At 37.1% G+C, this 25,976-nt stretch carries 18 protein-coding genes; 7 read left to right on the top strand and 11 right to left on the bottom strand.

The genetic code is table 11. From position 1 onward, the window contains the following. Positions 1–6 precede the first annotated feature (6 nt). On the top strand, positions 7–831 hold the full coding sequence (locus M030_RS0108600; RefSeq protein ID WP_027373142.1) for a DUF4197 domain-containing protein: 825 nt from the start codon (positions 7–9) through the stop codon (positions 829–831). 250 nt (positions 832–1,081) lie between these two features. Here M030_RS0108600 and M030_RS0108610 read toward each other — a convergent pair whose 3' ends face one another. Next, complete coding sequence (locus M030_RS0108610; protein WP_027373143.1) at positions 1,082–1,735, bottom strand: CoA transferase subunit B; 654 nt, start codon at positions 1,733–1,735, stop codon at positions 1,082–1,084. 121 nt (positions 1,736–1,856) lie between these two features. Here M030_RS0108610 and M030_RS0108615 point away from each other — a divergent pair, with 121 nt between their 5' ends. Further along, positions 1,857–3,659 carry an ABC transporter ATP-binding protein gene (locus M030_RS0108615; protein WP_034722334.1) on the top strand — a complete coding sequence of 601 codons (1,803 nt, stop codon included), beginning with the start codon at positions 1,857–1,859 and terminating at the stop codon, positions 3,657–3,659. A gap of 51 nt (positions 3,660–3,710) precedes the next feature. On the opposite strand, the gene M030_RS0108620 is transcribed toward M030_RS0108615, so the two are convergent. Continuing rightward, positions 3,711–4,412, bottom strand: coding sequence for a CoA transferase subunit A (locus M030_RS0108620; protein WP_027373145.1), 702 nt, complete (start codon positions 4,410–4,412; stop codon positions 3,711–3,713). Between the two features lie 365 nt (positions 4,413–4,777). Here M030_RS0108620 and M030_RS23890 point away from each other — a divergent pair, with 365 nt between their 5' ends. Next, positions 4,778–6,310, top strand: coding sequence for a hypothetical protein (locus M030_RS23890; RefSeq protein ID WP_051584952.1), 1,533 nt, complete (start codon positions 4,778–4,780; stop codon positions 6,308–6,310). A gap of 153 nt (positions 6,311–6,463) precedes the next feature. Here M030_RS23890 and M030_RS0108630 read toward each other — a convergent pair whose 3' ends face one another. After that, positions 6,464–9,220, bottom strand: coding sequence for a fibronectin type III domain-containing protein (locus M030_RS0108630; RefSeq protein WP_027373146.1), 2,757 nt, complete (start codon positions 9,218–9,220; stop codon positions 6,464–6,466). 295 nt (positions 9,221–9,515) lie between these two features. Between M030_RS0108630 and rplS the strand changes: the two genes are divergently transcribed. After that, positions 9,516–9,872, top strand: a complete 357-nt coding sequence (rplS, locus tag M030_RS0108635) for a 50S ribosomal protein L19 (RefSeq protein ID WP_002980648.1) — start codon at positions 9,516–9,518, stop codon at positions 9,870–9,872. A 191-nt stretch (positions 9,873–10,063) separates the two neighbouring features. On the opposite strand, the gene M030_RS23895 is transcribed toward rplS, so the two are convergent. Together M030_RS23895 and M030_RS0108650 are read right to left on the bottom strand one after the other, a co-directional pair. After that, positions 10,064–10,507, bottom strand: a complete 444-nt coding sequence (locus M030_RS23895) for an SRPBCC family protein (protein ID WP_051584954.1) — start codon at positions 10,505–10,507, stop codon at positions 10,064–10,066. Between the two features lie 173 nt (positions 10,508–10,680). Beyond that, positions 10,681–11,463, bottom strand: a complete 783-nt coding sequence (locus tag M030_RS0108650; RefSeq protein ID WP_027373147.1) for an AraC family transcriptional regulator — start codon at positions 11,461–11,463, stop codon at positions 10,681–10,683. A gap of 75 nt (positions 11,464–11,538) precedes the next feature. On the opposite strand from M030_RS0108650, the gene M030_RS0108655 reads away from it, so the two are divergent. After that, complete coding sequence (locus M030_RS0108655) at positions 11,539–12,675, top strand: MFS transporter (protein WP_027373148.1); 1,137 nt, start codon at positions 11,539–11,541, stop codon at positions 12,673–12,675. A 115-nt stretch (positions 12,676–12,790) separates the two neighbouring features. On the opposite strand, the gene M030_RS0108660 is transcribed toward M030_RS0108655, so the two are convergent. The 5 genes from M030_RS0108660 to M030_RS0108680 all read right to left on the bottom strand — a co-directional run bounded on the left by M030_RS0108660 (position 12,791) and on the right by M030_RS0108680 (position 21,702). Continuing rightward, positions 12,791–13,786: an alpha/beta fold hydrolase gene (locus tag M030_RS0108660; RefSeq protein WP_027373149.1), complete on the bottom strand. Its 996-nt coding sequence runs from the start codon at positions 13,784–13,786 to the stop codon at positions 12,791–12,793. 88 nt (positions 13,787–13,874) lie between these two features. After that, on the bottom strand, positions 13,875–14,861 hold the full coding sequence (locus M030_RS0108665; RefSeq protein WP_027373150.1) for an EamA family transporter: 987 nt from the start codon (positions 14,859–14,861) through the stop codon (positions 13,875–13,877). 355 nt (positions 14,862–15,216) lie between these two features. Next, positions 15,217–17,007 (bottom strand): 30S ribosomal protein S1, encoded by a 1,791-nt coding sequence (gene rpsA, locus M030_RS0108670; protein WP_027373151.1) that lies wholly within the window; start codon positions 17,005–17,007, stop codon positions 15,217–15,219. A 248-nt stretch (positions 17,008–17,255) separates the two neighbouring features. Further along, entirely contained in the window at positions 17,256–19,808 is a 2,553-nt protein-coding gene (locus M030_RS0108675; RefSeq protein ID WP_027373152.1) for a DEAD/DEAH box helicase family protein, read from the bottom strand. Positions 19,809–19,812: 4 nt separating this feature from the next. Beyond that, positions 19,813–21,702, bottom strand: coding sequence for a DNA methyltransferase (locus M030_RS0108680; RefSeq protein WP_051584956.1), 1,890 nt, complete (start codon positions 21,700–21,702; stop codon positions 19,813–19,815). A gap of 226 nt (positions 21,703–21,928) precedes the next feature. Between M030_RS0108680 and M030_RS0108685 the strand changes: the two genes are divergently transcribed. Then, the gene (locus tag M030_RS0108685) at positions 21,929–23,236 is read left to right on the top strand and encodes a DEAD/DEAH box helicase (RefSeq protein WP_027373154.1); all 1,308 of its coding nucleotides are present in this window, start codon (positions 21,929–21,931) and stop codon (positions 23,234–23,236) included. Between the two features lie 116 nt (positions 23,237–23,352). Here M030_RS0108685 and M030_RS0108690 read toward each other — a convergent pair whose 3' ends face one another. Beyond that, positions 23,353–24,246: an SMP-30/gluconolactonase/LRE family protein gene (locus M030_RS0108690; protein WP_027373155.1), complete on the bottom strand. Its 894-nt coding sequence runs from the start codon at positions 24,244–24,246 to the stop codon at positions 23,353–23,355. A gap of 258 nt (positions 24,247–24,504) precedes the next feature. Between M030_RS0108690 and ccoG the strand changes: the two genes are divergently transcribed. Beyond that, complete coding sequence (gene ccoG, locus M030_RS0108695; protein WP_051584958.1) at positions 24,505–25,947, top strand: cytochrome c oxidase accessory protein CcoG; 1,443 nt, start codon at positions 24,505–24,507, stop codon at positions 25,945–25,947. The last annotated feature ends 29 nt before the right edge of the window (positions 25,948–25,976 follow it).

Here is a 25,976-nt window from a genome sequence, read left to right on the forward strand (position 1 = left end):
AATACAATGAGAAAAAACATTTTATTAGCAGCCGGATTATTATTTTCAGTATCTGCTCAAGCACAGCTTTTCGATATTATAAAATCTACCGTCAAAAATAAAACAGGTGTGGATCTTGATGCTCCTGTCAAAACAAAAGGAACAACAGCTGCAACGACCACGACACCTCAACCTTCTACAAACGTTAATTCCACCAGCAATCCTGTAAATCTTGGAAACCTTACTTCGCCACAGATTTCGTCAGGATTAAAAGAAGCTTTAACTCTTGGAGTAACGGATGGAGTAAAAAAACTGGCTTTAACGGATGGCTTTTTTAAAAATGAGGCTGTAAAAATCCTGATGCCTGAAAAGTTAAGAAAAATTGATACTACCCTACGTTCTCTGGGAATGGGAAGTCTTGCTGATGAGGGAGTAAAGCTTTTAAACAGAGCTGCCGAGGACGCCGTTACCGAAGCTGCCCCTATTTTCACCAGCGCGATTACGTCAATGACGATCAACGACGCTAAAAATATTTTATTAGGAACTGATAATGCTGCCACCAATTATTTACAAAGCAAAACTCAGAACCAGCTATTTACGGCTTTCCAGCCAAAAGTAAAAGCATCACTGGGTAAAGTAGGTGCAGACACAGTATGGAAAAACCTGATCTCAAAATATAATACATTCACAGGACAGGCCGTAACCACCGACCTTAATGAATATGTAACTACAGAAACAATCAACGGGGTATTCAAAATGGTAGCCCAGAAAGAAAGCGGGATCAGAAATACCCCTGCAATGAGAACGACAAGTATTTTGCAGAAGGTTTTCGGAGCACAGGATAATAAATAAGAAATTATATATTTAAAGTTAAACTTTACAATATAAAAGGGCTGTTTCATAATGAAGCAGCCCTTTCTGCTACGCATCTTTGTCAGCAATTTTTTTTGAATACTCCTGTAACCTTGCTATTTTATAGAGCAGGCTTTTGCTGATCATCATTCTTTCGAATAAACTCCATACTGAACATTGACAAAAGAAAAAGCAGTAGAGGTGAATCTCTACTGCTTTATTATTTATAATCATTTATTTTCGTAATGGGTTACAATTGCATTTCAGGAATTTCACCTTCAATGATCAGATCTGCCTCTGTAGCGTTCACAATGTGTTCTACTGAAACACCCGGAGCTCTTTCCACCAGTTTGAACCCTGCGGGAGTCACATCCAGAACAGCTAATTCGGTAACGACTCTTTTCACACAGTTTACTCCGGTAAGGGGAAGGGTACATTTTTTCAGGATCTTGCTTTCTCCAGCCTTATTAACGTGCATCATGGCAACAATAATATTTTCGGCTGAAGCAACTAAATCCATGGCACCTCCCATTCCTTTTACCATTTTTCCCGGAATTTTCCAATTGGCAATATCTCCGTTTTCGGAAACTTCCATGGCTCCCAGAATGGTAAGATCTACCTTCTGACCACGGATCATTCCGAAACTGAAAGCAGAATCGAAGAATGAGCCTCCGTCTAAAATAGTAATAGTTTGTTTTCCGGCATTGATGATATCAGCATCTTCTTCTCCTTCGAAAGGGAAAGGTCCCATCCCTAAAACTCCGTTTTCACTCTGGAATTCTACAGAAATACCTTCCGGAACATAGTTGGCAACCAAAGTAGGGATTCCTATTCCCAGGTTTACATAATAACGATCTTTCAGTTCTTTTGAAATTCTTTTGGCAATTTGTTCTTTTGTAAGCATAATAAAAACTTAGACTGCAATTTAATTATTTTAAACTGAATACAAAAGGGCTTTACAGGTCTTAATAATTAACACTGTTAGTTAAAATAATATCTGTAATTTTGTAACATTATTTATCAGAATGAAAATACTTTTTAGATACCTTAAACCTTACCAGTGGCTGATCATTATTTCTTTATTACTGGCTACCATTAATCAGGTTTTTTCTTTATTTGCCCCGGCTATTACAGGAAATATCCTTGATCAGCTGGTCACTCATCCCAATTTTTTTGACAAAGAAAAACTTTTAGCCAGGAATCTGAATGAGTATTTATATGGCAACGGAGTCTATCATGGTGCTTTTTATTTTCTGGGATTATTGATCGGAACAGCGATGGTCAGCAGAATTGCCAAAGCCTTTCAGGATTATGTGGTAAGTGTGATCACACAGAAATTCGGAGCAAAAATATTCACTGACGGTTTACAACATTCGATGGCCCTTCCCTATCAGGAGTTTGAAGATCAGAGAAGCGGTGAAACGCTTTCTATTTTAACGAAAGTAAGAGAAGACTCTGTAAAATTCATTACCAATTTTATTAATATTTTCTTTGGTATTCTGGTGAGTATCATTTTCGTGTCCGTGTATGCGATCCGTCTGCACTGGTCGATCATGCCCGTTTACATCTGCGGAGTTTTTCTGATTGCTTTTATCACCAATTTACTGAGTAAAAGGATTAAAATCATTCAGAAAAATATTGTTTCAGAAACAACGGCTTTAGCAGGAAGTACTACTGAAAGCCTGAGAAATATAGAAATTGTCAAAAGTCTGGGGCTGACCAAACAGGAGGTGATCCGTTTGAATAATAATACTTACAAAATTCTCGGACTGGAACTGAGAAAGGTTAAAAGCATCCGTTCTTTAAGCTTTATCCAGGGAACAATGGTTAATTTCCTTCAACAATTGATTACTCTTACTTTATTATTATTAATATTTAAAAACATTGTAACTCCTGGCCAATATTTATCTCTGATGTTTTATGGTTTTTTCATTTTTGGACCGATGCAGGAAATCGGAAACATCATCATTTCGTATCGTGAAGCGGAGGCTTCTCTTCAGAATTTTGATCATCTGATGCAAAAAGAGGTAGAAGAAAAACCTCTTCATCCAAAGCAGATTGGTGCCATTGAGGAGCTGGAATTCAAGCATGTTTCATTTAAACATCAGTCGGCTCAGTATAAAGCTTTGAACAATATTTCTTTTGATGTCAAAAACGGAGAAACCATCGCCTTTGTCGGGCCAAGCGGCTCGGGAAAAAGCACCCTGGTAAAGCTATTGGTAGGCCTGTACAGACCTCAGGAGGGAAATATTTTCTACAATAAAGTGAATGGAAAAGAATTCGATTTTGATGAACTGAGAAATCAAATCGGCTTTGTAACTCAGGATACTCAGCTTTTTGCAGGGACAATTAAAGAAAATCTTCTTTTCGTAAATCCGAAAGCGACTGAATCCGAACTGGCTCTGGCATTACAAAAATCCAGCTGTACTGCACTTTTGGAAAGGGCAGAGAAAGGTATAGAAACCGTGATTGGTGAAGGTGGGCTAAAATTAAGTGGTGGAGAGAAGCAAAGGATCGCCATTGCAAGGGCTCTTTTGAGAAAACCTCATCTTTTGATTTTTGATGAAGCTACTTCAGCACTGGACAGTATTACAGAAGAAGAGATTACGACTACGATTAAAGATATTTCGAAAGAAAGAGAACAGATTACCGTTCTTATCGCGCACCGTCTCAGTACCATCATGCATGCTGACAAAATTTATGTCCTTGAACGCGGCCAGGTTATAGAAACAGGCTCTCATGAGAATCTGATCGCAGAAAAAGGGCTTTATTATGCCATGTGGAGACAACAGATCGGAGAAAGGAAGACGCTCAGTCCTCAAGCATAAAAAAAGCGCTGAAGTTATTTTCAGCGCTTTTTTATTGTAATTGGATTTACTTTATTCTTTAGTTCTTACTGTTCTCTGTTCGATTCTTTTTTCAAATTTTTCTCCCTGGAAAATTCTCTGAATCATGATGCCCGGAATATGAATTTCGTTGGGATCTAATTCTCCGGGTTCTACCAGTTCTTCTACTTCAGCAATGGTAATTTTTCCTGCTCCTGCCATCGGGTGGTTAAAATTTCTGGCAGATCCTTTGAAAATAAGATTTCCGACGTGATCTCCTTTCCAGGCTTTTACGATAGAAAAATCTGCATCAAAAGCATGTTCTAAAATATGAGGTTTTCCTTTGAATTCCTTTACTTCTTTCCCTTCAGCAATTTCAGTTCCGTATCCTGCCGGTGTATAGAAGGCCGGAATGCCTGCCTGAGCAGCTCTGCATTTTTCGGCTAAAGTTCCTTGCGGAGTCAGCTCAACTTCTAGTTCTCCGGAAAGCATTTGTCTTTCAAATTCTGCGTTTTCTCCTACATAAGAAGAGATCATTTTCTTAATCTGTCTTTTGTGAAGCAGCAATCCCAATCCGAAATCATCTACTCCTGCATTATTTGAAATACAGGTTAAATCTTTCACATCACTTTCCACCAAGGCATTGATTGAGTTTTCAGGAATACCACAAAGTCCGAATCCGCCAAGCATCAGTGTCATTCCATCCTTAATTCCTTCAATGGCTTCCTTTGCATTTTTTACTCTTTTATCTATCATGATAATATTAGATTTTTCTATTGCCTAAATTTAATAAATTTTCTCTTATCTCCCATGGCCAGAAATAACAGCGGAAATTGTTCCAATTTTGAATTGTAACCATAAAAGATTAACTATTTAAAATTCAATTAATTATAAATAAAAATGAACAGATCGGTTCATTTTTTACCTATTTTTCATTAAATAGACTTATATTTGGGGTTTTAAATGCTAAAAAACGCCTTTATACTACAGTATTTAGAATATTATTTATTTAAACACAATTTCAATGTAAAATTATTTTGCGACGACCTAATCGTCACTTCCCTTTCTGACCTTTATTTTCAACATCTGCAATCACATTAATTATAACATACGATCAAAACATGAAAAAATTATTCACATCTGCATTTATTGCCCTGGTACTCAGCATGAATGTATATGGACAGGAAAAAACTTATTTCGATGAAAACTGGGAGAAAACCACCCAAGATAAAATGGAGTATTACCGGGAATCTACTTCAAAAGGCAAACTTACACTGATCAAAGATTTTTATAAAAACGGAACGCTTCAAATGGAAGGACTGGCTTCAGATACTACGCCTGGTAATGAAGTTTTTGACGGTAAAGTAACATGGTATACTCCTGAGGGAAAAGTAATGAGTACCACCACCTATGCTAAAGGTACACAAATCGGACCTACCCAATCCTACGATGTGAACGGTAAGCTGATAGAGGATCTCATATACCATGGTGATGGTACCTTCAGCGGAAAGTCGTTTAGCTATAAAGATCCTGAAAATGAGATTTTTTATAACAGCATCACCGTCTATGAAAATTCCAATCCTGCCCAAACGATTATTTATGACGATGACATTAAAGGAATCAGAAGTGAATCAGTGATCAAAAACGGCAACTATGAAAATAAATATTACGGTGAAAAAGGTAAATATATCGGTAGTGCAACTTCCGAATCAGGGAAAGAAAGCACGCAGGTAGATTATTACTATAACCCGATGAGGGTTTCCAAAATCGATAAATACAAGAGCGACGGTACCATCAAAGAAAGTGTAATTTATTCTCAAATCGGGAAAATTATACAGGAACATAAGGTTGGCAAAAAAGACGGCTACAAAACCACTTATGACGAATCGGGAAAAAAAATTGCTCATCTTACCTATGCATATGATAAGGAAGGTGATGTCTTTAATCCCATGGATGGAGAAGACTATCATTTCAGCTATGATAATATCAATATTTCGACCATAGATATTTACAAAAACGGGGAGGCTATCCAGAATAAGATATTTGATGAAAATGGTAAACTTTCCAGTGAAGTATTTTTAAAAGAAGGTTCTACTCAGGAAATCAAATATTATTCCCCTGAAGGAAAATTAAAATCTACATTAACGTATAAAGATGATCTTCCCTATAATGGTATTGCGTATGATGGGCTGAGTGAAAGACATTTTAAAGAAGGAACCGTGATACATCTAAAAGCCTATTCTGAAGACAGCAAGCTGAAATCTGAGAAAAAGCTCAACTCAAAACAAGATGCGTACGACGGAACGATCTATAACAGCAGTGGGCTTATTGTATACACGTTCAATCAGCCCCTGAGCGCAGAAGGTGATGATTACAACTTTACAGGCCAGGTCGTACAATATGTAAAAGGAAAGCCTGCCGGCAAAGTTTCTATAAAAGAAGGTATTCTTCAAAGCGGAAAGATCAGACTGAAAACCGCTGACGGATCAAAAGAACTGGAACGCAGCGGAAAATGGATCCTTTTAAAAATATATAATGAGGAAGGAAAGCTGGTACAGGATTCCAAGGTTCTGGCACAGACAGGAGATGATTCTTTTTCTGTAGCCAATCAGACTATTATCCTTGAGGATGATTTACACAATAGCTTTGATTAATCAGAATCACTAGTATTACAAGCAGTTTCAATCGTTTGGAGCTGCTTTTATTTTTTCAGAGGGTTTTTGGTGATCAAAATTTCCCTAGCTACTCACAAAAAAGCAGGCTGTCGTTACCGACAGCCTGCTTAGCATTATCTTTTAATAAACTTTTTATTGAATAATCAATTTTAAAGTAAACAACTTTCTGGCGTGAACTTTTACAAAATACACTCCTTTCGGAAGATTTTCATTGACCAGCGAGAAGCGTTGGTTATTGATATTTTTCGTTTCATACAACAAATCTCCTGTGGCGGATACCAATTCGATTTTCTCAATAGGATAATCACTTTTAATGAATGTAGGTTCACCAGGTTTTGTAGGATTGGGGTATAATACTACATTTTTCTCTGTACTTTTAGTTTCATCCGTTCCCAGGGTTGAGGATGTCACCTGGAACTGCACCCTATTTGATACTTCCGTGTAAGAGTCATTGGTAAACATGACCATGTAATAGTTCCCCGGTGTACTTGGCACTGCTGTTCCCTGGATTGCTTTGGTTCCCTGCGTTATTCCGTCAAAATAAGTATACGATACAAAATTATCATCCGGAGACTGAATGCTTTGAGGGTAAATTCCCAGCCAGTCTTTGATAATTCCCGGAGAATCTGTCCATGAAGCGGTGATATTTTCGCCTAAAGTATAAACCGGTTTATTCGTCCACAGTTCAGTAACGATATCTCCTACTTTGAAGAATACTTTATTTCCGATTCCGTTGTATCCGTCTTCCAGCAGGTACTGGGCATAATAATATCCTTTTGGAAGCCCTGTAAAATTAACGGTTCCGGCAGCTGTGGTAACGTAGCTCCATTTGATTGAATTTGTGGTTCCCGGAGTTTGCCCCATTTTATAAATTCCGATCCAGTCTTTCTGAAGATTTGGCCCATCCGTAAAATTAATCGTAACCGTTCCTCCTACGGGATAATTATCGGCAGTTGCCTGCAGCTTTACATTGGGACCTACATAGAAATTTTTCCTTGGGGTAATTTCCGTATAACCGTTATTGGCAAAGAATCCTGCAAAATATTGTCCTTTAGTCGCCAAACCGTTGTTAAAGCTAGCTGTACCCGCTGTCTGCCCGTTAGTATAAACATATCCCTGAGAGGTTACTGAGGCCCCCGGAGTCTGTCCTTTCTTATAAATTCCTACCCAATCTTGCTGATTGCCCGGTCCTCCTGTATACGTACCGATTATCGGCTCATTTTGTGCATATTCAGTTTTATTTAAAGTAAATGTAGGATTGGAAACTACACTTCCTGTAATTTCAAATTGTTTCACGTCACTCCAGTCACTCCATTCCAGGTTTCTGTCTCTGTAACGCACTTTTGCATAATATATTCCGTTCGGAATTGAATTTCCCGGCAAGAGAACCTGAGTAATATCAACGCCGGCATTTAAGTTCTTAGTGACATCTGGATTTCCGTTTCCGTCTTTTCCAAACCAGTTTTCAAAATCGCGATAGATTTCTTTTTCAATAACGGAAAAATCCGGAGCCTTACTGATCAGAAATTGAGTGGTATTTAAAAGTTCATTATTTGACGAAGAAAATGTACTTCCGTTCAATGTCAAAGGCAGGGTTATTGCTCCAGAAAATGTATTGGTGATTGATGGTTTTGCCGGTTTGGGCTGGTTTTTATACCTATGGAAAGAATCGATTAATACATTATCTTTCTTGGTATATTTTCCTCCGATAGAATAGCATTCCACATCTACTTTTCCTGTCGGGATATTGACTTCAATGATTTGATACGTCCAGTCTGTCAATGTTTTCTGAACATCATCAAAATCCTTCTCATTAGACATTCCCCAATATTGATCCCAGGCTGTTCCTCCTGAAATAATCTGATAATTCGGGGTATCTTTTAATTGTCCCCTGTGATACAGGTGATGGTGGGCTCCGACATGCATCAGGTATTTATCGGAAGTCACCAGAAGCGGCACTGCATTATTCCTTACCCATGTAGAAATATCTCCTACATACTGTTCTGCCTGATACGGTCTGTGGCTTAAAGAAATAATCCAGTCTACCGTAGCATCATTATTTGCTGCATTCAGAACCTGTTGAAGCCAGGTTTGCTGTGCTGCTCCCGTATGCTCAGAACTTAAACTGATGAACAGCACATTTCCTGCCTGCTGGGCATAGTAATTTTCATTTCCGGAACTGATATTTTTATATTTAATCTCATCAATATAAAAGTGGGCATAATAAGATTCCATTCCCTGAATACCTCCGGGTACCGGAGCATAGGTTTCGTGATTTCCTACTGTAGTTTGGATAGGAAGGTAAGGTGATAATTTAATATTCTTTTTGAAGTGGACGTTTTCATAATGATCTAACGTTCCCACATCTACCTGATCACCTACCATAAAAGTAAGCGCGATATTATCAGAAGGATCGGTATTGGCTCCGAACTTTTCCTTTAATTTTTTATAGGCATTTAAAGTAAGGCTATCATATCTCGGTTCAGCTTTGATCTGATTGTCTCCCATGATCAGGAAACGGATTTTTCCATTGGCAGTAACTGCCTGTCCCGGTTGTGGAAGAGTTCTGAAGTTGTAGACCGCAGATTCACTCGTTCCTGTTTTTATCTTATAATAATACTTGGTGTTGGGCTGTAGATTGGTAATCTTTGCTGTGTGGTAATAGTAGTTATTATTGTATCCTGTATCCGAAAAGATATTGGTTGTACCGGTCACAGTGACATTCAGATTTGTGGGAGAATCTCCGTAGATCACGGTAGTCTCGTTATTGGAAGCCGTCTTCCAGTTGACGATCATGGAATTGGGTGTAGGGTTTTGCAAATAAGGAAACAAAACCTGTCCGAATGCCATCTGGACCGCGAAACAAAAAAAGAAGAAATAATGTTTCATAATATATTTATTTAAATAGTATATATTTTACAGATAAATTGGAAACCAAGGATTTAAAAAATAAGCATCCTATTTTTTATTTCGGGCAAAAGTAAATTACGTATATAAATCCTGGCTGATGGAATCTTAAACAAACTGTTAATTTTTTAACAAAATCGAAATTGAAAAATTATAGTTTTTAACACATTAATTGTTTGGTATATTCAAAAACTATTTTGTACATTTGCAACCTGTTATTCAACCTCTGACGAAAAGCGTGTAAGTTGCTTAGCTTTAACATTTTATTTTATTAATAATGGATTTATTAAAGTACGTACAAGACAAGTACATTGCTAAAAAAGAATTCCCTGAATTCAAAGCAGGTGATACAATTACTGTGTATTACGAAATTAAAGAAGGACAAAAAACCAGAACTCAGTTCTTCAAAGGAACAGTTATTCAACTAAGAGGTACTGGTTCTACAAAAACTTTCACTATCAGAAAAATGTCTGGTGATGTAGGTGTAGAAAGAGTATTCCCTATCAACATGCCGGCACTTCAAAAAATTGAAGTTGACAGAAGAGGTAGAGTTAGAAGAGCTAGAATTTACTACTTCAGAGACCTTAGAGGTAAGAAAGCAAGAATCAAAGACGCTGCTTACAAGAAGAAATAATTCAGACAACAATAAATGCAAAAAGAGGCTGTTTACCATGTGTAGACAGCTTCTTTTTTTTTGAGCTACAGCAATTTTATTTTTTACCGAGGCTGAGAATAAAGTGGATAAACCTGTCAGGTTTAGAATTGAGGTAATTCCAGAATAGAGAATTTACTTTTTTAAATATTGCATTGTACCAAAACGAGATGTTATTTTTCATACGGAGATCCTTTTCCCGTTTCTAAAAACTGCTTAAGGCTACCGAGAAACTGCACCCAGCCAGTAGAACATATTTCATAACATTCAACTGCAGGGCGTAATCCGATGTGAGTTACCTTTATCAAAGCATTGTTTTCTTTTTTTACTATTTCCCAAACTACCGTTGTTCCGATCCATTCGGTTTGATTTTTCAATTCAGGAAGGGCAATCAGTGAATCTTCCACATACCAGGCAACTTTTGAATCAGGTATCATCTCCTCTACTTTAAATGTTTTGTGAATATGATCTCCAAACCGTATGGTAAATACATCCCCAATTGCTGATGATGATCCAGTAAACAACGCAGACCACCAGAGAGGAATACTGTGAGTCAGGGCTTCATACACCCGATGCGGTGTAGTACTTACTTCTATTGTATTGGTATAATCGTTCATGACATTTGTTTTTATATGGTCATACAATGTTATGCAAATTATTCATCAACAGACTTTGCATAGGGCAAGAAACACTCTGAAACATTTTTGACCGGTCATTCCGGCACCCAACCGGCTTTCGGTCACTTTTCAGAAATAACCGTTGGTTTAAGGTATCAGTAAAAATTGAAGATTTACCCGTTCTGCATGAGGTATTGTAACGGTGTTGATCCTGTCTGTTTTTTAAAAAAATCAATAAAGGCACTATCGGAGGAAAATTCTAAAATATGAGAAACTTCCCCTATCGAATTTCCTTCCACCAACAATTCGATGGATCTCTGAAGACGCCATTGCTGCCTCCATTCCTGATAGGATAATCCGGTTTCTTTCTTAAAAATCCGGGTGATTGTTTTTTCAACCGCCCCTGTATTTTCGGCGAGATTTTTCAACATCGGAGGCATCGATAATCGTTTGGTCCATTCTTCTGAAATTTTTTTCAAACGTGTGTCCTGCGGCATTTTAAGGACCAGTTTTTCTTCAGGAGCTCCATTCATTTCATTCCAGAATACCTTTATAATATTCTCCTGATAATCGTCAGGAACACTCCATTCCCAGAAACACATTCTTTCAATAATCTCCTTCAGCAAAGGGTTGACATGTAAAACTTTAAGGCTTGAATTTATACAACCTGCAGCATATTCCCTATCAAAATAAATGGATCTGTAGGCTACCATATTACGGAAATTTACCCTGTGAACCTCATGGGCAGGAATCCACAACATTCTGAACGGCGGCAGCACAAACTGCCTGTCTGAAGTGGTAACCGTCATACAACCGGAAGGGGCATATAAAAGCTGGGTTTTCGTCACATGGCAATGAAAACCGGAATCATGCATTACCATATCAGAAGCGATTCCTATTATTTTCCCTGGTAGAGAATCTGCATCAAATTCCTGCTTTTGTTTGAGAATCGCCATGTCCTATTTTTGATATTTTTTGTTTTTATATCATTATAAATATACATTGAATTTTTGGAAACTTTGCAGAAAAAAATGAAAAAGACAAATCCGTTGTGGTTGCTGACATTACTGGTGATGCTTCCTCAATTTGTGGAAACTATTTACAGTCCGGTTTTGCCGTCGGTACAGGAATATTTTGGAGTGAAAGAAGAATCAGCGACACTGACGATAAGTTTATATTTTATAGCCTTCGCTTTAGGAGTCGCTTTCTGGGGAATACAATGCGACCGGATCGGAAGAAAAAAATCATTGCAATACGGATTAATAACTTACGGAATCGGAACAGTTGCAGCCGTTTTCGCACCCAGTTTCATGATATTGCTTAGCGCGAGGATTATCTCCGCATTCGGTATTTCAGTAGGTTCTATTGTTACCCAAACAATTTTACGTGATACTTATGATAGAGAACACATCAGCAAAGTATTTTCCTGGATCGGAATAGGTCTATCCGTCAGCCCTGTTATCGGTATGCTTACAGGGTCACTGCTGGCTTCAGTCTCCGGATATCAGGGTGTTTTTATCACCTTATGTCTTGTGGCCGCGCTATTTTATATATTGTCCCAGAAAAGAGTCTCTGAAACATTTCCTTTTCCAAAACAAATAAGCTTCAAAACACTGACCAGCTTATTAAAACAAATGCTTACAGATCATGAAATCATCAGGTGCTGTTTGTTGATTATGAGTTTTAATGTTTTATTATTTTCGTACTATTCTCTGGCTCCTTTTATTTTTAAAGAGCAGGAATATTCATCGTACGCTTTCGGATACAGCAGCATTGTACTTGCAGCAGGCACTTTTGCCGGCGCACAGCTCAACAGACGCCTGTTATTAAAAGGGCTTGAATCTTCAGGTTTAATAAAAATCAGTACTCTTGGCTCTTTCATTGCCTCTGTAATGGTCTGGATATTAACAGGAGAAGGAATTTATTTTGTAATTCCATACTTTTTTATTGTCATGGCTTTCAGTATGGCTATCCCCAATATCCTGAGCACGGCCCTGATACAATATAAAAATGAAACAGGAAGCGCTGGGGCATTATTGGGATTGATCTATTATGTGATGATTGGACTGGGATTGGTAAGTATAGGATTTATTCAGCACCTTGGAATTGCCTGTACTCTTTTTTCCGGAATCGGGGTATTTTCACTCTTACTATTTAGGAAAAGATAACCTGTGTTGCTTCATAATAGCATCAATATTTGAAACATTAAGATATGTATAGGCTGCCTGCTCTGCCTGTAACCGATAAGGAGATACACGTCTTAATGTTTCAACTTATTATATCTTATTTTATAAAGTCATATAATGCTTTAAAAAACTGAGGATAAACTTCAATGTGTGGCAAATGTCCTACATTTTCAATTTCCACCAGTTTAGAACCGGCTATTTCCTGTTGTGTTTTCTTGCCAAGTTCCTGATATTGTCCCATTTTTGCCTGAAGCTCTTTAGGAGCCCTATCCTTCCCTATTGCCGTCCTGTCTCTTGTCCCAATGATCAGTAATACAGGAGTTTTTATATTTTTAAACTCATAACAAACAGGTTGATTGTAAATCATGTCAGTGGTCAGGGCAGCATCCCATGCGACCTGAGGATAATCTTTATGTAATGTCCAGCCGGCAATAAGATCCAGCCAGGGCTGATATTCTTCTTTCCATTTATTGTCATAATAGAATGTAAGCTGATAATTTTTATAGGTTTCTGCGGTATTTTTAAGCTCCGATTGATACGCCTGGTCAATGGTCTGATAAGAAGCAAAAGTTTTATAATCTTCCAAACCGATAGGATTCTCCAATATCAGCTTCTGAACCTTTTCCGGGTATAATAATGTAAAGCGTGTCGCCACCATTCCACCCATAGAATGGCCCAAAACAATGGTCTTATCAATTTTAAGATCATCCAGAATTGCCTTTGTATTTTCTGCTAGCTGAGAAAAGGAAAACTGGTAAGCATGAGGTTTTGAAGATTTTCCAAATCCTATCTGATCCGGAATTATCACCCTGAACCCTTTTGCAGAAAGGTCTTTAGCTGTTCTTTCCCAATAGGCTCCGTTAAAGTTTTTCCCATGAAGCAGCATTATTGTTTTTCCATTACTTTTTTGAGGTTTTACATCCATGTATGCCATCTTCAAATCATTATCCTGAGATTTTAAATGGATATAATGAACTTCGAAAGGATATTTATAATCAGAGAGCAGAGCATCGAGAGGTTTTACCTGTGCGGAAATGCCTGCTGTTCCTGCAGCCAACATTATAACCATTACTGCATTCCTTACATATTTCATGAAAATTTATTTTAGATGATTAAAATTAAAAAAACCGTTCCATAAAGAACGGTTTTTTATCTGGTATTTTTATTTAAATTTCATTTCATTAAGATAGTTCAGGGACCTGGACTTCCTTTTCTTTTTTGGAAGGTAAGTTCATTAATACAATAGCAAAAAGGATCAGCACGATTCCTACCCACTGTATTAAAAACACTTTTTCGCCCAATAAAACAAACGCCATCGTTACAGAAACCGGAAGCTCTAAAGAGGAAACAATACTTCCTAATCCTAATCCTGCATTCGGGAAACCGACATTAAACAGAATTGGGGGAATAATGGTTCCGAACAGAGCTAAAATAATTCCGTATGTCCAGAAGATCGAATAATTAAAAGGATGAATATGCTCCGTATTTTCGGTAAAATTTAAATATAAAGATTGTAATCCGTCAAAATACATTGGCCCTATCTGAGCAAAGAATAAGAACGAAAAAACGATAATAGAACCTCCCGCAAGCATTACAAGGCTCTTTCTGAAAACCGGTAAATGAGTAGCTATTGTGTTTGAGGTAAACATAGTCAAAGTATAAGAGCCGGCAGCCATTAGCCCCCAGAACACCCCATGCCAATCCAGCTCTATTTCCATATTGATAAGATTGGTCGCCAATACTGTTCCCAATAATACTATAATCACCGAAATCACCTTTCTTGCATTGGGCAATTTTTTTGTAAGAATGCTCTCAACTACCACACTGAACCATACCGACTGCATCAATAATACAATCGCAATGGAAACATTGATATACTGCACAGCAATATAATAGAATAAACTGGTTCCTCCTAATGAAGTTCCTGCCAGAATCAGCATTCTGACTTCTTTAGAATTGGGTAATGATAATTTCTGCTTCGAGGTAATGGTCTGGATAAAATTAAGGATCAGTAATCCTGTCAAACCTAACACAAACTGGGATGTAGTAACTTCCGAAGTTGTAAAACCGTCATGGTAAGCCATTTTCACAAACGTGGCCAACATACCGTATATACTAGCTCCAATCCCAACAAATAAAACGCCTTTTAGTATATTTTGCTTCTTCATAATTTTTTTTCAGCCTGCAAAGGTACGACTTATAAATTAAAGTTTTGAGGAATGTAGCTGTGCCGGATAATAAAATCAATCATATCAATTTTACTTAAACGACAACTCTAACAGATTTTGAAAACCTGTTAGGGTTATAATTATTCCATATTATCTTACCAAATGTATAGCAGGACGTCTGTCATAGCCCCGATAGGAACGGTTACCCCACAGCAAAGGCTGGAGATTTAGTGGATTTAGGAGCGGAGTGAGAAGGCGCGAGGAGTATGAGTGGATAGCGGGAAAAAGCTCCTGAAAATAAGGTAAAAAAAAGCCGCTCAAATGAGCGGCTCCTTATTTATGAATGGTTCAAAGATTATTTACCTTCTTCCATTTTTCTTTTCAACTCTGCTAATGCATCAATGTCTCCAAGAGTAGATCTTTCTTCGTTGTTTGAAGAAGAAGATACGTTTCTAGAAGAAGATTCTTTAACGTTTTTCTTTTCTTCGTCTCTGAAGATCCCTGTGTGAGATACTACTACTCTCTTGAATTCTTTGTTGAATTCAATTACTTTGAATTGAGCTTCTTCACCTTTTTTGATTTTAGATCCATCTTCTTTCTCTAATAATCTTGAAGGGCAGAACGCTTCAACCTCAGCATCTTCAAACTGTACAGAAGCTCCTTTATCGTGTACTTCTACAGCTTTACCAGCGTGGATAGTTCCTTCAGCATATTTAGTTTCGAATTTATCCCATGGGTTTTCAGTCAATTGCTTGTGACCTAGAGATAATCTTCTAGCCTGGATATCTAGCTCAAGAACTACAACATCTAATTTATCACCTACTGCGCAGAACTCAGATGGGTGCTTGATTTTCTTAGTCCAAGAAAGATCAGAGATGTAGATTAACCCGTCGATACCTTCTTCTAACTCTACGAATACACCAAAGTTAGTGAAGTTTCTTACCGTTCCTACATGCTGAGATCCTACCGGATACTTAGCTTCGATGTTTTCCCATGGATCTTTAGACAATTGCTTGATACCAAGAGAAATTTTTCTTTCTTCTCTATCTAAAGTTAATACTTCAGCTTCTACTTCATCACCTACTTTTACGAAATCTCCAGCAGATCTTAAGTGAGTAGACCAAGACATTTCAGAAACGTGGATTAATCCTTCTACACCTGGAGCGATTTCTACGAATGCACCATAGTCAGCAAGAACTACTACTTTTCCTTTTACTTTATCTCCAACTTTCATGTCAGCAGAAAGAGCATCCCAAGGATGAGCTTCTAATTGCTTCATACCTAACTGGATTCTTGTTTTCTCGTCATCGAAATCAAGGATTACAACTTTTACAGTCTGTCCGTCCTCAAGGATTTCAGATGGGTGGTTCACTCTAGACCAAGAAAGGTCTGTAATGTGGATCAATCCATCAACACCTCCTAAGTCAATGAATACACCGTAAGAAGTGATATTCTTAACAGTACCTTCAAGAACCTGACCTTTTTCAAGCTGAGCGATGATTTCTTTTTTCTGACCTTCGATATCTGCTTCGATCAATGCTTTGTGAGAAACTACTACGTTTTTGAACTCAGGGTTGATTTTCACAACTTTGAACTCCATAGTTTTTCCTACGAACTGATCGTAATCTTTAATTGGCTTAACGTCAATTTGAGAACCAGGTAAGAATGCTTCGATTCCGTGAACGTCAACGATCATACCACCTTTAGTTCTTGATTTAACAAAACCGTTAACGATTTCTCCAGTTTCGTGAAGTTCGTTTACTTTATCCCAAGCTTTAAGCGTTCTAGCTTTTCTGTGAGATAATTGTAACTGACCAGTTTTGTCTTCTCTCTTGTCAACCATTACTTCTACCTCATCACCTACTTTAAGGCCTTGGTTGTAACGGAATTCGTTAAGAGAAATAACACCTTCAGATTTGAAGTTGATGTCTACGATAGCTTCTTTGTCAGTTAATCTTACAACTTTACCAACTAATACGTCATTATCGTCTAAGTTGTTTAATGATCCGTTGTAGATCTCTTCTAAATCGCTTTTTTCTTTTCTCGCATCTGCATCAAGACCTGATTCGAAAGAATCCCAATCAAATTGTTCTGGTGCTACGTTTTGGTTTAATAATAATTCTGCTGAATTTGTCTCTTTTGACATAATTCTAAATAAATTTGTATTCCTTCTCTTTCAACGGTCTTAACAAATGTGATTGAAAAATACGGAAGTTATTAATATTTAATATTTTACTTTCTTAGACCTTTAGCACAAAAAGTGGGTGCAAAGATATGTTTTTTATTTGAGATAAGCAATAGTTTTACATATTCATAATTTCCCGTTAAACAACTGAAGTTCAAAGAGATTTATTAAAAGATTGACGGATTTAAAAATAAGGAGAAGCCGGAAAATTAGCCCATAAAGGTTTTTTCCAGCGCCTGGTCAAATTCTTTTTCAGTTTCATGGTTATAAAACGGCACTGCCGTAATTAAATACTCATCCGTATGAATCGTAATGGTTTTCTTTTGATCGCCCATTTTTCTCAAAAAATCATCTTTCCATCTGTCGTAATCAATTAAATGGGTTCCCTTAGGCTCTATAAACACCTGGTATGTCAGCTGTTTATCTTTCTTCTGGCTGCAAAACAGAATAAAATCCGGTTCAAAAGCGCGTCCCAGTTTATCAAAGATCTTCACCTCCCTTTCATTACGGATCAGGTGAACATCCTGAAATTTTTGCTTCAGCCCCTGGAAGCGCCTGGAAAATAAGTCTACAAACCTTTTTTCTTCAATAGTTCCATAATTAGCATTGTAGGCATACCAAGCTTCATCTGAAACCACACTTTCCTGCCCATCTGCTCTTATACTGCCTTTGGTAACTTTGATCTCCTTATCTCTGAAAACCTTATGAATAGGCTGCGGCTGAAACGATGAACCTTCGTAATCCGGAGTATTATGTTTAATATCGGCTTCTATAGTTTGAAGTAATCCATTCAGAGCCTGGAGGTAATCAAAATGTGAAATTTCCTGAAGACGGCTTTGGGTTCCGTAGAATATGATTTCCATTCCACCCAAATAGGTTCTATCATGTATAAATTCCCAGATCGATGTTATATTGGGAAAATAGCGCGAAAGATTATCAAAGTAATAAAAAGGATTCCGGCTTAGGGCATATCTTACTACATGCTTCTGAATATCCTGAATTCTGACTCCTTTAGATTTTATTCCTTCATCAGGAGAGGCGGGTTTCTCCGGTTCAAAAAACATATTAGAAGTCCTGCCATTTCCCGAAGAAAGCTGGTATTTAAAATTGGGTCTGCTCATTCCCAGATCTTCAAAAGACTTTATATGAGTAAAGCTTTTGGGGATTTTGCTATTGGAAAATACAAGTCCGTTTTTGTATAATTCTGTGGTTTTAAATACAGGCTTCAATTTTAACTGCTTTGTTTCAAGATTGGCCTCATCTTCATATATTCCGGAGTCTACCAACGCTTTTTTAAGCTCTGAAATGTAGCGGCTGTCTTCTTTGGTATGATAATACAGCTCTTCCAGGATTTTCAGATCGTTTGAAATGTCATCATCATATTTCCTTACAAACTTATCTTCACCTTCCTTCACAGAAAAAGGAAAATATCTTGCTCCACGTCCGATGAGCTGTGCTTCGGAAAGGGTTGTCTTTCCGGGTCTACCATCTTTCCCATCCCGGTCTTCATATAATCTTACAATATCAAATAAATTGAGAACATCCCAGCCTTCATTAAGTTTCTGCACTGCAAATACAGCACGGATAGGATTGTTTTCTTCTTCCAATGTATTGAGTAAAATCTGGTTTTTCTCTGCTTCTGAGTCATTATTGGCACTCAGGCAATTTTCTTCCCGGAAATGATTCTGTATCCGTTTTACAATATCTCCTTTTGAAATATTTCTGCCTTCAAAGAAATCAAAAGCTTTCTGAACAATAGCAACGGTTGATGTTTTCCTGATCTTATCTACCATCGTTTCAGAAAAAGCACCGATCAGCTTGTGAAAGTTTTCCTTATTCTGTTCAGATTCTTTGATGGTCTTCTTGGCTTTAAAAAGAATAACGGGTTTCAGATTGATATGATGAACAGTAGCCAATTCCTGGCGATACAGATTAAGAATTAAAGCCTGAATAATTCTTTCCTGCTCATCATATAAGGAGCGGACAAGGTTGATTTCCTTAGAAAATTTATCTGTTCTGAACTGCGCCAGATCATATTTATAAATAACCTTGTCTTTGTACTTCTCTGCAATTTCCCGGCTTTCATAATCCAGAGTGGCCGTAAATTCTAAAAGGATATTTTCAAAATTCTGATGCAGAATCTCGAGAACGGTCTCTTCCCAGCTTCCAAACAGGTTTCCGCTTTTGGTACCACTGTTTAAATGATGGGCCTCATCGGCAATCAATACCATCTTTTTATCCTGAAAATCTTCATAGGTAACGCTGTTTTCTTTGGTGTTATTTAAATCAGTGTGAAGCCGCTGAATGGTGGTAAATTTGATATTGATGTTTTCATGGTCTGATTCATCAAAATTATCAATCTCCTTTAAAAAGACCTCTTTCCCATCAATAACGATTTTATTCTGAAATAAATATTTAGAAGTATGGGGATTGAGAAAATTATCCGTCGTTTTCTGAATTATAGTATTACTGTTGACAAAAAACAAAAAATTCCGATATCCTTTCTGATAAAGGTGAAGTATCAAACCACCCATCACCATTGTTTTCCCGCTTCCCGTTGCCATATTATAAAGAAGATGTAAGGGTTTCTTAGGCTTCCCATCAAAATCTTCCCTTTCCGTATACAAATAACGTCTGAATGCTTCTTCCTGATAAGGGCGAATTCCAAACTTCAGGTTATCGGTGATTCCATTAGGTAAAGAAACTTCTGCAAGAGCCTTACGGGCAAACGGATTATTGAATATTTCATGTAAAAATGCCATATGCCTAGTTTTTAAGTTGATAAAATTCCCGGGTTACTCTCTGTTCTTCCGGAGTACATGCAAAATTCCCATCCTTAAGAGAAGAAAGGTTTACATAGAGCTGGTTTTTATCGAGCAGTTCGCAAAGATGCTGCTTTTGTTCCTGCAAGCTTAATGTTTTGAAATCTTCAATATATTCCTCCTGCTTTTGGATATCTATATTATAATTAAGAAAAGACTTTTCTTTCATCTCTTCCCAAATCTGAAGGAGCGTTTTTGCATCTTTTGCTTCTTCTATTTTTTCTATGAAGGTTTGGTTGTATTTTTTAAGTTCGAGGTAGATGAAGGAGCCGCCGCCTTGCCAGTTGACGGATTTGGAGATGCCGCCTTGTTCGCCATCAATTACTTTTTTCAAGCGTTCTACTGCAACCGTTTCTATATAATCCATTTGCTCTATTCCGATATATTGACGATTCATTTTGTGAGCTGTGGATGCTGTGGTACCACTTCCGAGGTGATAATCGAGAATAATATCATTTTCCTGCGTTGATATTTCAATTAATTTAGCTATTAATTGTTCTGGTTTAGGATAATCAAATACTTTTATTCTAAAAATATCTTGAATAGTTTTTGCTCCCTGTCCAGAAAATGATTCATCAATCCAAGAGTTAAAAACAATTTGTTTGGTTCCATCTTTTTCGCGTATTTTTTCATACAATTCTTTCCTCCCTTCTTTTTCAATCAATATCACTTCTCCATTTTCAATTGAGTTTCTAAGTTTAGCTTTACTCCATCTCCAACAGCCATCGGTTCCATCTGGTAGAATAGGGAAAATAATTTCATTTTCAAATTCAATTCCATAATACAAATTAGGTCTATCAGCTCTTCTACTATTACTTCCCCATTTTCTAATCAATTGAGTTTTATAATTACCTTTCTCATCTTTTAATGAATATGTAGATGTATCCTCAACCGTAGTTTTAAACAGTTTTAAATTGGAAATATTTTTTGAAAAACAAATAATTGTTTCATGAATCTGTGCAATGAATTTGCTATCTTGTCTTCCACCTCTACCTTTCCAAACAATATTACTCACAAAATTTTCTCTTGCAAAAATTTCGTCCATTAATACTTTTAAATATGCCTGTTCATTATCATCACACTGAACAAAAACAAGCCCATCATTACTTAATAATTCTCGTGCGACACTAAGCCTATTCTTCATAAAACTCAGCCAGGTAGAATGGTTAAAACTATCATTATATTGAAACCCATCATTTCCTGTATTATATGGCGGGTCTATATAAATAAGCTTCACTTTTCCAGCAAACTCCTTTTTGAGAGAATGCAAGGCTAGCAAATTATTTCCTTTAATAATTAAATTATCAGTAATCGTTCCCTTTTCATTTCTATTGAATTGGACAAAATGATGTTCACCATCTTTATCAAAGCGTTTGGCGTTGGTTAGCACTTTTGGATCCAGCAGTTCGGTAATTTCATCCTGTGCCAGCACTTCATTGAAGAAAATCTCTTCTCTTTTATCTTCCTCACGGCTTTGTCCGCCTTCCAGGATACAGTCTTTAAATGGCCAGACCAGTGAAACTTCATTTCTTTGTTTCAAATGTTTACCATCGATAGTTAAGCCCACTTTGTTTTTAAACTGGGTATAGCTGTCATTCAGATAATTTTTCTGCTCAAGAAACTGGATGAAAAGGTTTTGTTTGAACACCCATACCTCTTTTACTTGGATGAAAAATTTTGCTTTCAAATCAGGGTCTTCCAGCAATAATCCAATGAGTTCTTCATCAAAGTTTTGTGCTTTATTCAAAACCACCCATTTTTTAATTTCTCCGTTATCAGAAATATAATTAGGTTCTTTCTTAATCTGTTTTTCAAGGGTTTGATAGAGTTTCATGACATTAAGTTTATTGCTTCAAAATTATTGGAAGGACATACAAATACATTACGGCTTTCCGTAAAATGATTTATATACAGTTTTGAGACTCTTCACTATTCCGTTCCGTTCAGAATGACACCAACATCGAAATACAAAAGATGCTATTCCCAAGGCTTCCCATTCACAATTTTCAAACCGTCCTATCCTAAAACTTCCAAACTCCAAAATTCACTATCTTTGCACCATGGAACTACAATCAATCTATCAAAAGCTGCAGATTCAGGATATGAATCAGATGCAGAAGTCAACTTATAAAGCCTCTGAAAACAATACGGACATTGTACTGCTCTCTCCTACCGGATCAGGAAAAACACTTGCTTTTTTATTTCCGGTTCTGAGAAACCTGAAGAAAAATGTGCAGGGAGTTCAGGCTCTGATACTCGTTCCGGCCAGAGAACTGGCTTTACAGATTGAGCAGGTTTTTAAAGCTATGGGAACAGACTTTAAAGTTTCTGTTTGCTATGGCGGGCATGATAAAAAGATTGAAGTCAACAATTTAATTGAAGCTCCTGCTGTTTTAATCGGAACTCCGGGAAGGGTAACTTACCACCTGAGAAACAACAATTTTGACCCAAAGACGATTAAAACATTGGTTTTGGATGAATTCGACAAAGCTTTGGAACTGGGATTTCATGATGATATGGAATTTATCTGCAATTCTTTGAAAGGACTTTCTCAAAGGATTTTAACGTCTGCAACAGCAATGGATCAAATCCCAGCATTTACAGGCTTACAAGATGAAAAAGTAATCAGCTTCCTTAAAGAAAATGAAGTAAAACCCGATATTCAGTTAAGAAAAGTGATGACAATTCCTGAGGAAAAGCTGGACACACTCTTCAATCTGGTTTGTAAAATCGGGAACAAAAGAACTTTGATCTTTTGTAATCACCGTGATGCCGTTGATCGTATTTCTGAGCTTCTTCATCAGATGGGGATCGACAGAGAAACCTTTCATGGTGGTATGGAACAGGATGAAAGGGAGCGTGCCTTACTGAAGTTCAGAAATGATTCTGCGAGAATTCTTATCACTACCGACCTGGCCGCCCGCGGTCTTGATGTTCCCGAAGTAGAATCTATCGTTCACTACCAGCTTCCGCCAAAAGAAGATGCCTTCATCCACAGAAACGGACGTACGGCAAGAATGAATGCCAAAGGATTTGTGTATCTGATTATGACTGAAGAAGAAAATTTCCCATTCATTAAAAATGATACTCAGGAAGAAAGTGTAGCCGGTTTTACTAAAGTTCCTGAAAAAACACCTTTCCAGACTATTTATATCAGTGTCGGCAAAAAAGATAAAGTTAATAAAGTTGATATTGTAGGATATCTGATCAAAAAAGGAGACCTTCAGAAAGAAGACATCGGATTGATTGAAGTAAAAGACACGACCTCTTATGTAGCCGTTTCCAGAAGTAAAGTCAATGCTGTGTTAAAAAAGCTCCAGAATGAAAAACTGAAAGGGAAAAAGATAAAGATGGAGGTTGCTTATTAAAATACTCCTCAATAATATATAGTCATTGCGAGCGAAGGGAAGCAATCTCTTATCATTCAATATAATTGTAGGTGTGAGATTGCTTCGTCGCTATGCTCCTCGCAATGACACGAAAATTATTTTATTCCTCTCACTCTCATCGGAAAAGTATACACCGATTTTGAAGCTGTAATGAACAAGATATCATTGTTTTCCCCACCGAAAGTCACGTTCGACGTCCATTTTTCAGGGATAGAAATATGGTATATTTTCTTGCCATCTCGGTTAAAAATATGTACTCCGTCTCCTGTCAAATAAAGGTTTCCGTGCTTATCGAGCGTCATTCCGTCAGAACCCATTTCACAGAATAACCTTTTGGGAGAAAGTTTTCCATTTCCGAGTATATCGTAAACATAAGTTTTTCCGGCATCAATGTCTGAAATATATAGCTTTTTTAATTTTTCACTACCAATAATTCCGTTGGGCTGCGTAAATGTTTCCAGTTTGACGATTTTGCCCTTGTTATCCCTGTAATAAAGACTTTTATGGGATAATTCCTGTTTAAAATTAACCCAGTAGTCTCTTTCGTATAGCGGATCGGTAAAATACATACCTCCTGAAGTGTCATTCCAGACGTCATTGGGGCCATTAAATCGTTTGCCTTCAAAACCTTTGAACAAAACCTCTACTTTTTTATCTTTTGAAATTTTCCACATTTCTCCCTGATCATCCGAACAGGTGATCAGAAAATCATCTTTATCAAAATGAGTTCCGTTTGCTCTTCCCGTTTTGTCCAGGAATTTTATGATCTTATTCGTTTTCCAATCCCAATAATAAATTTTATCATTGGGCTGGTCGGTAAAATATACATTTCCTATTTTATCTGCCGATGGTCCTTCGGTAAAACTAAACTGGTCCGATACCCTTTCCGGCTGTACACCTTCATAAAACATTTTACTACTATTTACTGATTGGCAGTTTACCAATGCGAAAACCAAACCAATCCCAACTATTGTACAGATATTCTTCATACTTCATTTTTAGATCTGCAATTTACGATATGCCCCACAGGATCTCAAAATATTTTCTCATTTTGATCTAATAAAACAGAAAAAGAAAAATGTCCTAATTGTCCTATTGAATAAGTAGATCATATTAGGAGACCACTGATATAATTCAGAGCTTTGTGCCAAAGGGATTGATATTATTTGTTCTATAAAAAACAGCACAAAATCAAAGAATTGATCCTGTGTATAAATACTACCATAATACTTTTATAGCATACAATAATGAGTGCAGAGTCCAACAACATCAAATCCTTGGAGATTGAAAATGAAGATTTCAGAAATTCAGTGGGAACCATGGATGAAACCGGAAAAAGAAAATGGATATTCCCCAGAAAACCTAAAGGAAAATACACCAATTACAGGAATTATACCAGCTATATCCTTCTTGCTCTTTTCTTTGGGCTTCCTTTTGTAAAAATCAATAATAATCCTTTTTTACTGATTAATGTTATCGACAGAAGATTTTTTATCCTTGGTCAGCCATTCTATCTTCAGGACTTTTTTATTCTGGCATTGGGAGCTGTGACTTCTGTAATATTTGTGATGCTGTTCACGGTAGTTTTCGGAAGAATATTCTGTGGATGGCTTTGCCCGCAAACCCTTTTTATGGAGATGGTTTTCCGTAAAATTGAATATTGGATAGAAGGTGACAGAAACAAGCAGATGAAGCTCGACAGACAGGAATGGGATGCTGAAAAAATAAGAAAAAGGCTTACAAAATGGTCTGTATTTCTTTTCATTTCATTGGTCATTTCTACCTTCATGTTTATGTATATTGTAGGCTATGAGCAGGTATTCCGTATCATGATTGAAGGCCCTTCCGAGCATCCTCTGAAGTTTATCACGATGATTTTTTTCACGATGACTTTTTATTTTGTTTTTGCATGGCTTCGTGAGCAGGTATGTACTTTGGTATGCCCGTACGGAAGGCTTCAGGGGGTATTGATTGATAAGCAGACCATTAATGTGTACTATGATTTTAAAAGAGGCGAAGGTCGTTCAAAATGGAGAAATAATGAAAACCGGAAAGCAGCAGGAAAGGGAGACTGCATCGATTGCAACCAATGTGTTGTCGTTTGCCCTACCGGTATTGATATCAGAAACGGGCAACAACTTGAATGTGTCAACTGTACAGCTTGTATTGATGCATGCGATGAAGTGATGGACAAGGTAGGTCTGCCAAAAGGTCTGATCCGTTATGCTACAGAATCTGAAATTGAAAACCAGGATCAATTCAGATTTACTCCGAGAATGAAGGCTACCTCGGTCATTCTTGCTCTTCTTATCGGATTCCTTGGATTCCTGATGTATGACCGTGGGTCTATGGAAGCAAAGTTTATCAAACCTGCAGGTTCTACCTTTTTTATTAAAGACGGAAAGATTACGAATACCTTTATTTATACTCTGTTAAACAAATCCAATGAAAAGAAAACCCTAACCATTAAAGTTATCACTCCGGATCATGCAGAGATCACCTATTTCGGAAATGAAAAAATCATATTGAAGGGTGATGAAATTCTCAAAGGAAATATTAATATTACATTTCCTGAAGAAGACATCAAATTTTCAAAACAAAATATGGTCATTGGTGTTTTTGATGAAAAAGGAAAACTCGTAGACTCTTTTGAAACCACTTTTGAAGGACCGTTTAAACTGGCATTATAGGCATGGAGTGTTTGAGTGTTACAGGTTAC

It is taken from the genome of Chryseobacterium sp. UNC8MFCol, from assembly GCF_000482305.1.
Lineage (GTDB): Bacteria > Bacteroidota > Bacteroidia > Flavobacteriales > Weeksellaceae > Chryseobacterium > Chryseobacterium indologenes.